Origin of the sequence: Moritella sp. 36, assembly GCF_018219415.1 — a bacterium.
In the GTDB taxonomy this organism is placed as follows: domain Bacteria; phylum Pseudomonadota; class Gammaproteobacteria; order Enterobacterales; family Moritellaceae; genus Moritella.
The window spans coordinates 1,357,821-1,373,026 of sequence record NZ_CP056120.1; the positions used below are offsets into that span (position 1 = coordinate 1,357,821).

Below are 15,206 nucleotides of genomic sequence, written 5' to 3' on the forward strand. Positions count from 1 at the left end.
TGAGGGAAATATTACACGTGGACTCGACTAAGACTGCAAATAAGACACAGTGGACAATCAAAGCTTCTCAGCATATTACTGAGGATGCACTACTGGATTGCTTAATTTTGCTCACTGAGCACTTTGGCAATCCCTGTTCTGCAGATGCGCTCACTGCTGGCCTGTCTATATCGGGTTCGAATCTTACCCCCGAGTTAATGCCACAAGCGGCTGGTCGTGCGGGCCTGAGTGCTAAACTCAGTCAAAAAGGTCTGAATGAATTACCGAGTATGCTATTACCGTGTATTTTGTTATTAAAAGATCAAAAAGCCTGCGTATTACAGGAACTGGATTTTAGTCAAGATAAAGCCATTATTTCAATGCCTGAAACTGGCGGTGAAATATCATTAACGATCACTGAACTTGAAGCGATCTATGTTGGTTATCTGTTTTTGATTAAGCAGCAATATCATGGTGACCGTGATTTTGATGTACACCTACATGAAACTAAAAAGCATTGGTTATGGGAAACAATTAAGTCTGCTGCGCCGATATATCGTGATGTTATTGTCGCGTCTATTTTGGTTAACTTATTTGCTTTAGCATCCCCGTTATTTGTGATGAATGTGTACGACAAAGTAGTACCGAATTTAGCTTTTGAATCACTTTGGGTATTAGCGATTGGTGCGACCATCGCTTACATATTTGACTTTATCATGAAGCAATTACGTGGTTACCTTATTGATGTAGCAGGTAAGAAAATTGATTTACAAACCTCTGCTAAATTGTTTGCTAAAGTGATTGGCATGCCGTTAGAAAAACGCGCGGCCAGTGTCGGAGGCATGGCCAAGCAGCTCAGTGAATTTGACAGTGTGCGGGAGTTTTTATCTTCGGCGACGATAACTGCCTTAGTTGACCTGCCTTTTGCACTGTTATTTATGTTTATTATTTGGCTTGTCGCTGGCGATCTCGTGGTTTTTTCCGTTATTGCGACCTTACTTATCCTAGGTTATACCTTACTTGTCCAGCCACGTTTACGTCATGCAATTGAAGAAAGTAATAAATTTTCTAGTCTACGACACGGTCATTTAATTGAAAGTTTATCGGTATTAGAGCTGATTAAAGCCAACGGTGCAGAAGGTGTGGTGCAAAACAGTTGGCAGCAGATGCTTGGTCATATTTCTAGCTGGCAGCTTAAATCTAAAGTATTAACCAATTCCGTGTCTAACGTTGCAAGTTTTATTGTGCAAGTATCGGTAATTGGTGTGGTGGTTTTAGGGGTTTATCGAGTTGCGGATAATGCTATTTCGATGGGCGCTATTATTGCTGCTGTTATGTTATCGAGCCGCGCAATAGCACCGATGGCAAAAATAGCCTCATTAATGACTCGCTCTAATCAAACCGTGAGTGCTATGCGTCAACTTGATGCGATCATGGCGCAGAAAGATGAATTTGAAGACAAAGCACATTTGATTAGTCGTCGTAAACTTGAAGGTAATATCAGTTTAGAACAACTTGGTTTTAGCTATCCTGACATCGATAAACCGAGTTTATACCCCTTGTCTTTAGTGATTAAACCTGGTGAAAAAGTCGCTGTGATAGGGCGTAATGGTTCAGGGAAAAGTACCCTCGCTAAACTATTGTTAGGTTTATATCTGCCGACCACGGGTAGCTTGCACTATGACGGCATGAATCACAAGCAGATCCATCCAAGTGATTTGCGCCGTAACTTTGGGTACTTACCACAGGATATAACCTTGTTTCACGGTACTATTCGCGAAAACATTTTGTTTGGTGCTAAACAAGTAACTGAATATCAGCTTATTCGCGCAGTACAATTATCCGGGGTCAATATATTTACAGATCTTGATTCGCAGGGGTTAGATCAGCAAGTCGGTGAAGGCGGTAAAGCGTTATCTCGCGGTCAACGTCAATCTATCGCTTTAGCGCGCGCGATCTTAAACGAACCTCAAATATTATTACTTGATGAACCTACTGCAAGTTTGGATGCGCGAGCAGAAAAGCAGTTTATCCAGTCCATGAACGTTACCGCACAAGATCGTACGTTAGTATTGATCACGCACAAAATGCACCTATTACAGTTAGTGGATCGGATCATAGTATTAGATAAAGGTCATTTGGTTGCTGATGGCAATAAAGAGGTTATTTTAAATAAATTGAAAAATGGACTGCTGACTCCGGGAGCTGTGCAATGAAGGTTAGTAAGCAAGACCTAGAGATGGCTGATGATGTGTACGGTGCTATGTTAGCGCAAACGCCGCAGGTTCACAGATTAACTATTTGGGCGTTGGCTGCATTTGTACTTAGCTTTCTTATATGGGCTTACTTTGCCAAATTAGACCGAGTGGCAACGGGAATGGGTAAGGTTGTACCTTCTTCGCAGATCCAGATTATTCAGAGTTTAGATGGTGGTATTTTACAACAGTTATATGTAACTGAAGGCATGATAGTCAGTAAAGATCAGCCACTGGCGAGAATTGATGATACACGTTTTCGAGCCGACTTAGCACAACAACGTCAAGAAGTTGATAGCTTGCGGGCGGATATTATTCGTTTGCGCAGTGAGTTAACGAGTATCTTGGTTGCCGATGTTCCAGACTGGCAATTACAAATTAAGATAGCTAAAAAAACCTTGATATTTCCTGATGATTTAAAGCAGAACTTACCGCATTTAGTCGTGCGTCAACAAGATGAATATCAGGCTCGGTTAGATAGTCTTAGCAATCAGGTTGCTATTCAGGCTCAGCAAATTCAACAGCGTTATGAAGAAAGCAGGGAATTAAAGTCAAAAATAAAAACCTTGGAAATAAGTTATAAATTGGCTTCGCGGGAAATTGAATTGACACGACCTTTAGCGAAAAAGAACATAGTACCTGAGGTGGAGTTACTCAAGTTAGAGCGGAGTGTTAACAGCATTAAAGGTGAGCTTGATTCTCTTCGTTTATTAGTACCAAAATTAAAATCGGTGATGGCAGAAGCGGTGTTAAAGCGTCGTGAAGCGGTACTTAATTATCGTGCTGATGCACGAGCGCAGTTAAATGAATTGCAAGGTAAGTTCTCACGTATTACTGAAGCGCAAGTTGGGGTTAAGGATAAGGTAGAGAAAGCATTAATCATTTCACCTGTAGTCGGGACTATCAAAACGTTACATATCACCACTATGGGTGGGGTTGTGCAACCGGGCCAGGTGTTACTAGAGATTGTACCAACCGAAGATAAATTACTGATTGAAGCCAAAATAAAACCGAAAGATATTGCCTTTATTCATCTGGGCTTACCAGCAGTGGTGAAGATTACTGCATATGATTTTACCCGTTATGGTGGTTTAAAAGGGGTTGTTGAGCACATAAGTGCGGATACAACTCAGGATGAAGACGGTAATAGTTTTTATATTATCCGTGTCCGCACTAAAATTTCCGATATTCAGGGTAATCAGGATATGCCAATAATTCCCGGTATGATGACATCTGTTGATGTGATGATAGGTAAACGTACGGTATTAGAATATATATTGAATCCTGTTTTAAGGGCTAAAGCAATGGCGCTTAGGGAGTTATAAATTGCTATTGAAAACATATAATAAAAATGGAGATAACATGAACCCGACTAATTTTTACTCGAAACAAAGAGGCTATAAGGGTTTTCTTTATTTCGCGATAATGTGCTCAGCTATGGCTGTTCCGACAATGGGCAATGCCCAGTCGTTAGAGCAAACTGTTGCGCTGACATTAAGCAGTCATCCTGAAATCCGCATCGCCTTTAGTAAATTTAAAGTACGTGAAGAACAGGTTAAGCAAGCATCATCTGGGTATTTACCGAGTATTGATCTCACAGGGGGTTATGGCTATGAATATACTGATAGCCCGGGGACAAGAAAGAGTGATGTCAATGATCACGATAACACTGAAGAACTACGCCGTGGTGAATTTGGTATTAGCTTAAAGCAAAGTTTGTTTAGTGGTTTTCAAACATCGAGCGATGTTAATCGTACGATTCATGAAACGAGTGCTGAGCAATGGCGGTTATTCAGTACCGCGGAAGACGTAGCACTCGAAGTAACGAAAGTGTACACTAACTTATTAAAAGCAAAGCAGATCTTAGTATTGTCGGAAAAGAATTTAACGACGCATAAGACCATTTATAGTCAGATAAAACAACGGACAGATTCTGGGCTAGGGAGTATTGCTGATCTTTCTCAAATTACAGGTCGTTTGGCTCGAGCACAATCTAATGTTATTTCAGCAAAGAACAATTACCTCGATACAGAAGCGCAATTTTATCGTGTTACAGAGCAACGCGCTGATAACCTTGTTGTCCCTGTGCCTGACGCAGATTTATTACCTACAGATAGGCTAATAGGCTTAGACCAAGCATTAGCGAACCATCCAATTATTAAATCATCGACTAATGACATAACTGCTGCTCATTATCAGTATGATGCAGCAAATTCAAATTACTATCCGAAAGTAACGTTCGAGGTTGATGCTAACTTTAACAACGATCTTGATGGTGAAGATGGGCATAATGGCATATCGGGTGTCGGCGGTCATAACAATGACGTAGTCGCAATGGTACGCTTTTCTTATAACTTATATTCAGGTGGACGTGATAAAGCGTACGCACGGGAAATGGCTTATAAAATTACAGAAGCGAGTGAGCTAAATCAAAGTGCATACCGTCAGGTGACGGAAGGGTATAACTTAGCCTGGAATGCATATGAACTATTGAACGAACAAAAATATTATATACAAGCGCATGTTGTGGCATCGAAAGATTCACAAGCCGCTTATGAACAGCAATTCAAACTAGGTCAACGTAGCCTATTGGACTTACTTGATACTGAAAATGAATTATTTCAAGCTCGTAAAGAATTTGTTGATGCAGAATTTAGTGAAATAATTGCACGTTATCGTTTATTAAATGCGACAGGGCAATTATTAGATTCATTACGGGTAACCAGACCTGATATTTGGATGGGTGAAGATGAATATGCTGGAGGCGTTAAGTAATGAAATATATTATTGTTTTGATTTCGTCATTGTTATTAATGGCATGTACGACACCTATTGTTGATATGGCAGATAATACACAGATTCAACTGCAGGATTTGAGTGACGCTGATAACGATGGTGTTATCACAAGTCGAGAAAAATGCCCTGCTTCTTTTGCTGGTTCTAAAGTGGATAATTATGGTTGTGGTGCTGATATTATTAATAAAGTGAGGCAAGAGCTAAAAGTTAACTTTGCCAGTAATTCGGCAGTCGTGAGTAAACGATATTTTGGTGATATTGAAGCGTTAGCCAATTTTATGAAAAAACACCTTGATACTGAAGTTGTTATTGAAGGACACACGAGTAAATTAGGCAGTAAATCATTAAATATGCGTTTATCTCAAGAGCGTGCACAAGCTGTGATGAACATTTTGGTGAATAATTTTGGTATTGCGACATCCAGAGTGTCTGCGGTTGGCTATGGCTTTGAGCGGATACTCGATGATGGTAATACGAAAAGCGCACATGCCAAAAATAGACGTATTGTGGCTGAGCTTACGAGTGAAAGCACGACTAAAGACATGAAATGGAATATTTACAGTGTTGATAAATAATGCTTATATCTATTCATAGTCATATTGTTACAGGTTAGTGTAGTGCCAAATAAAGTGGGTCATAAGTGTGTAGCCGTTATATTTTTATTTTTCTCTAGTTGGTTGTGGGAGTTATCTGCAAATCCAACTGCGCGCTTAAATGATCAAGACATTATTATTGCGTTAGATAAAAATTATGGTGAAAGAGCTGCTCTCAGAGGGCGTACTTGGCTACAGATTATGGCATCAAGCAGGGCGCTTCCATTGGAAGATAAACTGAATAAGGTCAATGGTTTTTTTAATCAGTTGATATTTATTGATGATATTAAGCTTTGGGGAAAAGAAAATTACTGGGCTACTCCATTGGAGTTTATCGGTGCTAATGGTGGGGATTGTGAGGATTTTGCTATTGCGAAATATTTTAGCTTATTAGAGGTAGGTATTGAAGATGAAAAAATGCGTATCACTATGGTGAAGTCATTGACTCTAAATCAATACCATATGGTTGTCGCTTATTATCCTACACCTGGCTCCATCCCATTAATTTTGGATAACATTGATGGCGAAATAAAGCCTGCAGATCAACGCAATGATTTATTACCTGTATACAGTTTTAACGGTAAGCAATTATGGTTGAACAAAGAAAAGGGCCAAGGAATTTTGGCCGGTAAATCACAGCGATTAAAGCGTTGGAGTAATTTAAATCAGCGAATGGGCGTGTCCAGTATGATGCAACCTAAGCTGAGTTTGGAGTAAAATTAATGACCTTGTTTAAACAGATCTATTCATTATTATTTGGTTTATTTGTCTTAGTAATGTCGAGTCTGGTGTATTTTCAATTTACAGAAACACGTGATTTCATGGCTAATCAGATGGAGTCTGAACTTAATAACACCACTACATCATTAAGTTTGATGTTAAAACCACATTTACAAACGGGTGATATCGCTGCGGTTGAGACTTTGGTAAATGTCATTTTTGAGGGTGGTTTTTATCGTAAGGTTAATTTAACTTGGCTTGCCGATCAAAAGCAGCAATCATGGGAAAATCCAATTGTCGTTGAAGGGGTGCCACAGTGGTTCATTGATCTTGGATTATTTGAGGTTCAAACCAAAGAAAGTTTAATTCAATCGGGTTGGTTACAACTCGCAAAATTAAAAATAGAAGCGCATCCTGGATTAGGTTATCGTGAATTGTGGCGGGTAATGAATAATACGTTATTGATTATCTCTCTTTTATTTTTGATATCTATTTTTGTATTACATTTTCATCTTAAATATTTACTTAAGCCGTTACATGATATTGCTAGCCATGCTAGTGATATATCACAGCGGGTATTTAACCCTGATATGGACTTACCTGCTACTGCAGAGTTACGTGTAGTAGTAAAAGCAATAAATTCGATGTCGGGACAGCTCAAACAAGTATTTCAAACCTTGGACGATGAAGTCGATAGTTTAAAGCATGATAACCTTGTTGATCGTGTATCGAATTTACCAAATAGACAATATTTAACAGGGCAAGTCACAAGTTGGCTAACAGATCCTGGTTATGGTGGCTTATTGCTAGCTAAATTAGATTGGCTGAATGAAGTACACAGTAAATATGGCTATCAGGTTCGTGATGAAAGTATCCGAGTTCTCGCATTCCGCATGACAGAGCAATTACCGGATGTTGCTGAATGTGTTATTGCTCGTATTTCAAATACGGAGTTTGCGTTTTTAATAACCAAAGGTGATCATCAGAAAATAGCGTCTTATTTACAGGCGCTTATTCGTTTAATTAATCAAGAAATGTTTAAAGCTGGTTGTATGCCTAATAGTGATTTTGCGATTGGCATAACGGAGCGTAATGATGAGATGACACCTTCTGAATTGCTCGCTCAAGCGGATAACGCATTGCAACAAGCGCTTATCGATAATAAGACGAGTAGCTGGTTCAATAGTCATTGCCAGCATGAATTTAACCGAGAAGAATGGCGTAAACGTTTATTATCGGCGATTAATCATAATCAGTTTGTATTTCAATGGCAGCCTATCTTACAGATGGATAGTGGTGAAGTGTTGCAGCGAGAACTTTACTGTCGTCTGAATATTGATGGTCAGCAGGTTAAAGCTGGCCAATTTATGCCGTACGTTGAGCTATTATCGTTAGGCAGTCAACTGGACCGATGTTTATTAGAAAGCTTAATTTCGCAAAATATACTTGATCTAAATAAAGAGCCTGTAGCAGTTAATTTAACTCAGGATAGTTTGCTCGATCCGACGTTTCATTCGTGGTTAGCGCACTTTTTACAAAATACGATCTCAGCAGAACAAATATATATTGAAATAACCGAGTCTTCTGCAAGTAATAATCCTCATGAGAGTTCGCAATTAGCGAGTATTGTTCGTCGATACGGCGCTCATTTCGGTATTGATCACTGCGGTCGCCAAATGGGGTCATTAAGTTATCTACAACAATTGAAACCTGATTATGTGAAATTAGATCAATCCTTGTCTGTCTACAGTAATAATCAACAAAACAATGAATTATGTCGTGCTTTGATTAATATTGGTAAGGGGTTAAGTATTGATGTGATCATCACTGCGATAGAAAATCAGCAGCAACTAGATAGAATAAAACCATTACGTGCTCAAGGTTATCAGGGCTATATTTCTTCACCGGAAGATGTCATTAATAATTCAGGTGATCACTTAAGTTAACCATACTCGATAAATTAATGATAAATAAAAACCGGTGTATCAAGGATGATACTCCGGTTTTTATTTTGGATTTACAGCAGTTAAATTAATAACTATATTTTTAATATTGCTTTTTTCTTTAAGCTATATTCTTCTTCGGTAATAATACCTTCTTTATACAGCTTGTTTAACTCTCGAATCGATTCGAAGCTTTTGATTAGTTCTGCATCTTCTCTTGCTTTTTCATCTTCAATTACTTTTGCTGTTTCTGCAGTAAGGGTGATATTGTCAATTGTTGCGTATTCACCAACAGTGAAACCAGTTTCATTTTTTAATGAAGTATAACCATTGCCTTCATATACAGTGTCAATATCATTACCGTTGAAACGAACATAGTAATGAACAAGCTCGTTGTCGCTTCCCGATAGGAATTTGTATATTGCTTTACCTGGAATACCGACTTCAGCTACCCAAGCGTGCCACTTTATACCGCCACCAAGACCAGCAAGTGATGGTTTTGAACGATAAAATTTCATCGGCTCGCTAATCACGTACTCAGCGACTTCAGGGTTATTTAACTCTTCTGCAAAGTAATCCTTAATGGTTTGTTGATATGCTTGTGGCGCAGGGCCAAACTCAGTATCTGCATTAAGTTTTTCGATATTGCCTGCACAGCCCGAGGCTAATACTGGTAACGCGATAACCAATAATAATTTACGTATTTTTTGGCTGATAATTTTCATAACTATTCCCTGATGTCGTACAAATGGTGTTGTTTACACTGTAATTACAGACAATGTAAATAGGCAGTTTATTGAGCATCACCATACAGGAATGTGATTAGTTTTTAAAATATTATTACACTTAGCTTTTAAGTCATTAAACAAACTTATTATCTCTAAATGGATGTAATTACCGTTGATAATTGAACTTGATGTGTGATTATACCTTACTAATCAATATGTAGAGTAATTTAGCTGCCAAAGAGTTTAGCCGTTATATTAGTATTTATTGAGCAGATCGTATGGTGGGAAGGTAAGGTTATACTGTTCATGTATAGGAATTTAAAAGTTTGAGGAAGTATAAATTTGATGATACTTTAATCTTAGTTGACGGTTATTATGAATTTTACTGCCATATAAAATATTGGCGTAATGGCCTACGCTTAACTACGATTTACTTAATATGTAGTATGTTACCGTGATAGCTTCTTTAACTGGCTGCGTAGATTTTGGGGGCGTTTAAAATATCCCCCCGTTCATGTGTTCATTATTAGGTAAGTTTGATAAGGTTATGATAGTTATGATATTTAACGGGCCGCACTCTATGAAAAAACTTCTTTGCTGTTTAATTCCTTTGATTACTATGTCTGCGATGGCCAATGCGGATGATAATGTTCTTGGTGGAACGCTCGGTTATGGTACACAAGAATTTAATTTTAAAAATCATACCGCTAATGACGGTGATAATTTTACCTATGATCTATATTATCGACGAATGATGACTAAAAATATAGGTGTTGACGCTGGTTATGTTGACAGTATAGGAGGCATATTTAGTGGTATTACCGGAACATTCACTGAGCTTAACGTTACGGAGTTTTCTGGTCCTCGATTATCACTATATGGTCAATACCCTTTAAATAGTTCTAATGCTCTTTATACTAAATTGGGCGCTAGTTATTATCAAGTTGACTATACCCTAAATAAAGTAGATAAATCCGAGCGTGAGGTTGGAGTCGATTTACAACTCGGCTGGGAAATAGTCTTTAACTCTGGGATAGGTATTAATTTAGGTTACCAGTACGGTAAAAATTCCATCCTTGAGATGAATAACGTTTATGTAGGTGCTAGTTATCATTTTTAAAATAAAGTTGATTGTAGTGGTATAGCTAACCTTATAATACTCCATAAGTATTATTCACATAACGTATATTATGTAAGTTCAGAACAAGCATTACCAAACCCGATCATCGTTATACATATAACCTTCAAATGTTAAATCGGGTATGCATTGATGAATTTATATTAGGAGAAAAAAGCCTCCCTTCATAGTCGGAGGCTTAATTCAAATAACCACTACACACGCATAAAGTATAACTAGTCGGGTAAAATAATTAGTCCGAGTTGTTCAAGTAACTGTTCCTGCTGCCAAGCACAGACTTTGACACCATTAAGGTCAATTTTACGAGGATCTAATCCATTCAATTCCGAATGACTTAAGTTACAACCCTGCATGTGAAATTGACTCCAACAACCTTCTGAAAATGAACCCCGACTTAAATCAGATTCTTTTAAAGAAGCACCTTGTAGATTTGCGCCAATCCATTTGTTTTCAAAGAGGTCGCATTTCTCTATGCACTGCCGTTCAAAATTCACGTAGGATAAGTTACATCCCGTAATATATGCGGAGCAGAAATACATTCTATTACTTACCTGATTTGAAAAAGTAGCGAGTATGAAATTAGCCCCCTTTAGATCGCAATCCTTAAATTCGACCCCAAAACATTTCGCTCCAGTGAAATTAGACATTGATAATTGACAGTTTATAAAAGATGAATCGCGTAGATCGCTATAATTAAAATGACAGCCCTCAATACCACCCTGTTTTATAAAAATGCAATCAACAAATCGAGCCTCTCTTAAATTAGCACTACCAAAATCGCATCTATAAAACTTACAACGCTTAAAATGAGACTCACTCAAATCCTGATTAGAAAAATCAATTTCATTAAACACTTCGTAATCTTCTGACATAAATCCCCCTTGTGTTGAATAGATCAGAAGACTATCATCTGCATTAAAAATTACAACAAAAGAAAACCCTTTTAAATCATTACCTTGAGATCGCTCAAATCGCAAGTGTAAGCTGTCAAATCAGCGCTCAGAGCTGCGTTTTGTTAGGCGAGTGAGGCCGCGTAGCAGGAAGAATTATATTAACCTCTACAGATTGTTTAGGTATTGTTCGAATTAACGTTCTGTGTTGTTCAAATACCATTAAGTCATTTTGGGTAATCGCCTGTCTGATCACGTACGCTTGGTCATCATCCACTAAAATTTCGGCTGCAATTGTACGGCTGTTATAACTGTTACTCATCACCGCACAATAAGCCCCCGTGTATAAGAAACACATTAAGTCTCCAGCGGCTAAATCAGTTGGCAGCGATGCTGATTTGGAAAATGTATCTGTACTTTCACAAATAGGGCCGACTACGTCGTATTTGGTTAGCAATGAGCTAGAAGGTGACTGTACGGGTATTAATGCATGGGTTGTTTGATACAGCGCTGGACGCATTAAATCATTCATTGCCGCATCTAATACGATAAATGATGTTGGTCGGCTTTCTTTTATATACGTTATTTCGCATACCATTACGCCGATATCGGCCATCAATGAGCGCCCGGGTTCAATACTAATGCGTCCTTGCCAATGAGCTAGGGCAGACTTTATCGCGTTAGCAAAATCACTAAACGCTAAATAATCTTGTCCTTGTTGTACTGTATTACGAATAAGTCGTTGGTAGTCTTTATATTGAACTCCAAAGCCGCCACCGAGATCAAGCTGAGTTAGGGAGTAACCTTGTGTTTTAAGGTCGTTTATCAATATCTGTATTTTAGCTATCGCATCTAAGTAAGGTTGTGTTGTGCGTATTTGTGAACCGATATGCATTGCCAGCCCATTTATTTTCAAGAACGGCGAATATTCAGCTGTTTCTAACATAGGTAATACATCGCTAAAGTTAACACCAAATTTATTGCCTTTAGCACCAGTAGTGATGTGCTTATGCGTATCAACAGTGACTTCTGGGTTGACGCGAATGAGTGCAGAAACCAGCTGTTGATATTTATCTGCAATTGTGATTAAAACCGCTAATTCTTCTTTAGATTCAAGGTTAAATTGTCCGACACCTGCAAGTACGGCTTCGGTGAGTTCTGCAGTTGTTTTACCTACGCCTGAAAAGACAATATCTTCAGCTTTGAATCCGGCGCTGAGTGCCCGTCGCATTTCGCCGATAGAGACAATATCAACACCTAATCCTTGTTCTGCGACAATGCGTAATAATGACAGATTGCTGTTCGCTTTCATGGCGTAGTGAATATGGATATTTTCTGGTTCAAATGCGGCTTTGCAAGCATGGATATTATTAAGTAGTGCAGCTTTCGAATAGCAGTAAAAAGGCGTGGCGACTTGAGATGCTAACTGCTGAATTGATACATTTTCTAGCCATAATGCTTGTTGTTGTACATTCGGTAAATAACGCAGTTGAGGGGGTAATTGTGTCATGGCTTAAATCCTTTTGCTGATGAACTAATAGGATAATTAAGTGAGGTATTATGCACAATGTGAAAATAACGTTTTGATATGACAAAATATCGTTATTACGGTGATTTTGTCTGCCGTGTGTTTAACTTGGTTAAAGCAATGAATAAGTGTAAAGTAGCTGTTTTATAAGATATAAACAGAGCTACTTATGGATAAGTTCGATCAAGCAATTATTGATGCACTCGTTGCTAATTCACGACGTTCAATTGCCAGCATTGGTGAGGACATTGGATTATCGCGTACCGCCGTTAATGATCGAATCCAACGCTTGAAAGATTCAGGCGTTATCCTACGTTATACCATCGATGTGAGAAGTGCTGAAGGGGCAAAAGTGGTGGTCTATTTTCAACTTACATTTAGACCATTTGATGCAAAGTCAATTGCGCCGTATTTACAGGGTATTGGTGAAATAACCCGCGCGCATACTTTGTGCGGTGATACCGATTTAATTGTATATGTCGAAGCGGAGTCTATGACACGCGTTTCGCAGATTAGAGAGCTACTTGCAGCATTACCTGACTTAGATAAACTCCAAACGTTTAGTGTATTAGATACATTAGTTTAGTTTCCCCCTAATTTACGATATTAATCCTAATCATTCTTTATAATGACATTGTTATGTTATAACATACGCTGGGGTGTTGAAAATCATTATTTTTGTGTGGAAATATGGTTTTTAGACTATTTGGCGTTTACTGTTTGAGAGTTGAAATGATGTTTTTATATGTATTAAAACTAAAGTACATAGGGCGCTTATTGCAAGTGGCGATTATGCTCATTGGTGTATTAATGAGTATGAATAGTACTGCTCATCCACACTCGTGGATTGATATGAAAACAGAGATCCAAGGAGATGGAAAGCAGATCACTGGATTTTTAATGACATGGGAGTTTGATGCAATGACTTCTGCTTACATGTTAGATGGCGAGGATCTCTCCGCTAAAAATAAAGCGCAGACGTTACAGGACCTCGCTGATTCGATTATGACAAATATGACGACTAATCATTACCTTACCTATTTTTATGAAGGGGGGAAGCCAGTTAAGTATGCACTCGCGAAAGAGGGTACTTTAGTGCAAGACAAAATAAAGGCGACGCTACAGTTTTATCTACCGTTAGCAGAGCCCCTTGTGCTATCTGATAAATCACTCAAGTTACTTATTTATGATCCAAGTTATTATGTTGATATGAGTTGGCCTGCAAAAAATGCAGTTCAGCTTTCTCCGGAGCTGAGTCAATATTGTAAATTGTCTCTTATTGAAGCGACACCTACGTCTGAACAACTTGCGTATGTTATGTCATTACCTGTTGATGCTGAGAGAGATAATGCGATTGGCGAATTATTCACTCAATCTGCCATTATCAACTGCCAACCTTAACGTTACTTTTATACAAGGATAAATAATGACACCGTTAGTTTCGAATAGCCGAATGGCTAAGGGAAATACAAATAAGTCGCCTTTGTTACCTATGCTTGGTTTCGTTGGCATGATTTCTTTATTTTTTGCTTTAGGTTATGTGCTTTGGCAGGTTTGGCCAACACTTATTACCACTGGTATGCAGTGGCAAAAACAGATAAATAATGAGTTGAGTGAATTATTACACGCCGCTAAAAATGAAAGTTTAATGGCAGGGGTATCACTGATCGGACTTAGTTTTATGTATGGGGTTTTGCACTCCGTTGGACCAGGTCATGGTAAATTGATTGTGACAACTTATATTGCGACACAAGAAGCTAAAGTGAAGTTAAGCCTTATTATCACGCTTGTGTCTTCGCTTGTGCAGGCCTTAGTTGCTGTGGGGCTAGTATCTGTATTATTAATGCTATTTGATGCATCGATGCGTGAAGTTAATCAGAAAGCAGAACTGCTCATTCCATTAAGTTTTTATACTGTCATTTTATTAGGTATTGTTATTATTTTTAGTAACTTAGTCTTGATGTATCGTGTAATTAAAAAGCACAAGGATACAGAAAATCAAGGCGTATCGAATGGCTCTGATAGGGTGATTAAACGATTAACACCTGTGAGGCCATCGGTATCTGTTGCTCAGTACGCTGCTCCTGCAAGTTCATCGCTTATTGATCACGAGCACCATGATAATTGTGGCTGTGGGCATCAACATGTCGTGGCTCCAGAGCTAATTAACGATGCCTCTTCATTCAAAGAGTATTTAACTATTATTTTGAGTATTGGTATTCGTCCTTGTACGGGCGCAATTATGGTGTTGTTGTTTGCTAATATGCTTGATATTTATTGGCTTGGTATTGTCAGTGCTGTGGTCATGGCGTTAGGTACTGCGCTTACCACATCGACTATTGCGATAATGACCATTACCGGTAAGCAAGCTGTAAGACGTTATTTAGCGACAGGAAAACGAAAAGAACGTTCTAAAAATAGTCCCAAAATAGCTAAATTTATTGTGCCAATTATTGGTGGATTATTATTAATATTATTGGGGATGTTATTACTTGAATCGAGACCTGCAGGTATGTCTCCGATGTTTTAATTGTTCAATGTAATAAAAAAAGCCCGAACATATTATGTTTCGGGCTTTTTTATTGCTATATCCAAATTAGTCTCAAAGATAGTATCTTGAGGTAGTTTAGATATAG

13 protein-coding genes are annotated in these 15,206 nt (G+C 38.3%); 10 read left to right on the forward strand and 3 right to left on the reverse strand.

All coding sequences use genetic code 11. From position 1 onward, the window contains the following. Positions 1 to 17: 17 nt before the first annotated feature. The 6 genes from HWV03_RS06125 (at position 18) to HWV03_RS06150 (ending at position 8,289) form a co-directional block, all read left to right on the forward strand. Positions 18 to 2,195 (forward strand): type I secretion system permease/ATPase, encoded by a 2,178-nt coding sequence (locus HWV03_RS06125; RefSeq protein WP_211678944.1) that lies wholly within the window; start codon positions 18 to 20, stop codon positions 2,193 to 2,195. After that, positions 2,192 to 3,559 carry an HlyD family type I secretion periplasmic adaptor subunit gene (locus HWV03_RS06130; RefSeq protein ID WP_211678945.1) on the forward strand — a complete coding sequence of 456 codons (1,368 nt, stop codon included), beginning with the start codon at positions 2,192 to 2,194 and terminating at the stop codon, positions 3,557 to 3,559. Before HWV03_RS06125 ends, HWV03_RS06130 begins: the two co-directional genes overlap by 4 nt. Positions 3,560 to 3,596: 37 nt before the next feature. Continuing rightward, positions 3,597 to 5,009, forward strand: coding sequence for a TolC family outer membrane protein (locus tag HWV03_RS06135; RefSeq protein ID WP_211678946.1), 1,413 nt, complete (start codon positions 3,597 to 3,599; stop codon positions 5,007 to 5,009). Beyond that, entirely contained in the window at positions 5,009 to 5,605 is a 597-nt protein-coding gene (locus tag HWV03_RS06140; RefSeq protein ID WP_211678947.1) for an OmpA family protein, read from the forward strand. The genes HWV03_RS06135 and HWV03_RS06140 overlap by 1 nt, the downstream gene beginning before the upstream one ends. 102 nt (positions 5,606 to 5,707) lie before the next feature. Continuing rightward, positions 5,708 to 6,340 (forward strand): transglutaminase-like cysteine peptidase, encoded by a 633-nt coding sequence (locus tag HWV03_RS06145; RefSeq protein WP_255547175.1) that lies wholly within the window; start codon positions 5,708 to 5,710, stop codon positions 6,338 to 6,340. A gap of 5 nt (positions 6,341 to 6,345) precedes the next feature. Beyond that, positions 6,346 to 8,289, forward strand: coding sequence for a bifunctional diguanylate cyclase/phosphodiesterase (locus HWV03_RS06150; protein ID WP_211678948.1), 1,944 nt, complete (start codon positions 6,346 to 6,348; stop codon positions 8,287 to 8,289). A gap of 92 nt (positions 8,290 to 8,381) precedes the next feature. Here HWV03_RS06150 and HWV03_RS06155 read toward each other — a convergent pair whose 3' ends face one another. Beyond that, complete coding sequence (locus tag HWV03_RS06155) at positions 8,382 to 9,011, reverse strand: SHOCT domain-containing protein (protein ID WP_211678949.1); 630 nt, start codon at positions 9,009 to 9,011, stop codon at positions 8,382 to 8,384. 583 nt (positions 9,012 to 9,594) lie between these two features. Here HWV03_RS06155 and HWV03_RS06160 point away from each other — a divergent pair. Further along, positions 9,595 to 10,134: a porin family protein gene (locus HWV03_RS06160; RefSeq protein ID WP_211678950.1), complete on the forward strand. Its 540-nt coding sequence runs from the start codon at positions 9,595 to 9,597 to the stop codon at positions 10,132 to 10,134. 233 nt (positions 10,135 to 10,367) lie between these two features. Here HWV03_RS06160 and HWV03_RS06165 read toward each other — a convergent pair whose 3' ends face one another. Continuing rightward, entirely contained in the window at positions 10,368 to 11,024 is a 657-nt protein-coding gene (locus HWV03_RS06165) for a Qnr family pentapeptide repeat protein (protein WP_211678951.1), read from the reverse strand. A gap of 127 nt (positions 11,025 to 11,151) precedes the next feature. Further along, positions 11,152 to 12,552 (reverse strand): diaminopimelate decarboxylase, encoded by a 1,401-nt coding sequence (lysA, locus tag HWV03_RS06170; protein WP_211678952.1) that lies wholly within the window; start codon positions 12,550 to 12,552, stop codon positions 11,152 to 11,154. A 187-nt stretch (positions 12,553 to 12,739) separates the two neighbouring features. On the opposite strand from lysA, the gene HWV03_RS06175 reads away from it, so the two are divergent. The 3 genes from HWV03_RS06175 to HWV03_RS06185 all read left to right on the forward strand — a co-directional run bounded on the left by HWV03_RS06175 (position 12,740) and on the right by HWV03_RS06185 (position 15,100). Beyond that, complete coding sequence (locus tag HWV03_RS06175; RefSeq protein WP_211678953.1) at positions 12,740 to 13,156, forward strand: Lrp/AsnC family transcriptional regulator; 417 nt, start codon at positions 12,740 to 12,742, stop codon at positions 13,154 to 13,156. Between the two features lie 146 nt (positions 13,157 to 13,302). Then, positions 13,303 to 13,971, forward strand: a complete 669-nt coding sequence (locus HWV03_RS06180; RefSeq protein ID WP_211678954.1) for a DUF1007 family protein — start codon at positions 13,303 to 13,305, stop codon at positions 13,969 to 13,971. A 25-nt stretch (positions 13,972 to 13,996) separates the two neighbouring features. Next, positions 13,997 to 15,100, forward strand: a complete 1,104-nt coding sequence (locus HWV03_RS06185) for a nickel/cobalt transporter (protein WP_211678955.1) — start codon at positions 13,997 to 13,999, stop codon at positions 15,098 to 15,100. The last annotated feature ends 106 nt before the right edge of the window (positions 15,101 to 15,206 follow it).

Excerpts from the sequence above, each read along its gene's own strand:
- HWV03_RS06130 (WP_211678945.1), top strand. The coding sequence starts at position 2,192 with ATGAAGGTTAGTAAGCAAGACCTAGAGATGGCTGATGATGTGTACGGT.
- HWV03_RS06135 (WP_211678946.1), top strand. The coding sequence starts at position 3,597 with ATGAACCCGACTAATTTTTACTCGAAACAAAGAGGCTATAAGGGTTTT.
- HWV03_RS06140 (WP_211678947.1), top strand. The coding sequence starts at position 5,009 with ATGAAATATATTATTGTTTTGATTTCGTCATTGTTATTAATGGCATGT.
- HWV03_RS06150 (WP_211678948.1), top strand. The coding sequence starts at position 6,346 with ATGACCTTGTTTAAACAGATCTATTCATTATTATTTGGTTTATTTGTC.
- HWV03_RS06155 (WP_211678949.1), bottom strand. The coding sequence starts at position 9,011 with ATGAAAATTATCAGCCAAAAAATACGTAAATTATTATTGGTTATCGCG.
- HWV03_RS06160 (WP_211678950.1), top strand. The coding sequence starts at position 9,595 with ATGAAAAAACTTCTTTGCTGTTTAATTCCTTTGATTACTATGTCTGCG.
- HWV03_RS06165 (WP_211678951.1), bottom strand. The coding sequence starts at position 11,024 with ATGTCAGAAGATTACGAAGTGTTTAATGAAATTGATTTTTCTAATCAG.
- lysA (WP_211678952.1), bottom strand. The coding sequence starts at position 12,552 with ATGACACAATTACCCCCTCAACTGCGTTATTTACCGAATGTACAACAA.
- HWV03_RS06175 (WP_211678953.1), top strand. The coding sequence starts at position 12,740 with ATGGATAAGTTCGATCAAGCAATTATTGATGCACTCGTTGCTAATTCA.
- HWV03_RS06180 (WP_211678954.1), top strand. The coding sequence starts at position 13,303 with ATGATGTTTTTATATGTATTAAAACTAAAGTACATAGGGCGCTTATTG.
- HWV03_RS06185 (WP_211678955.1), top strand. The coding sequence starts at position 13,997 with ATGACACCGTTAGTTTCGAATAGCCGAATGGCTAAGGGAAATACAAAT.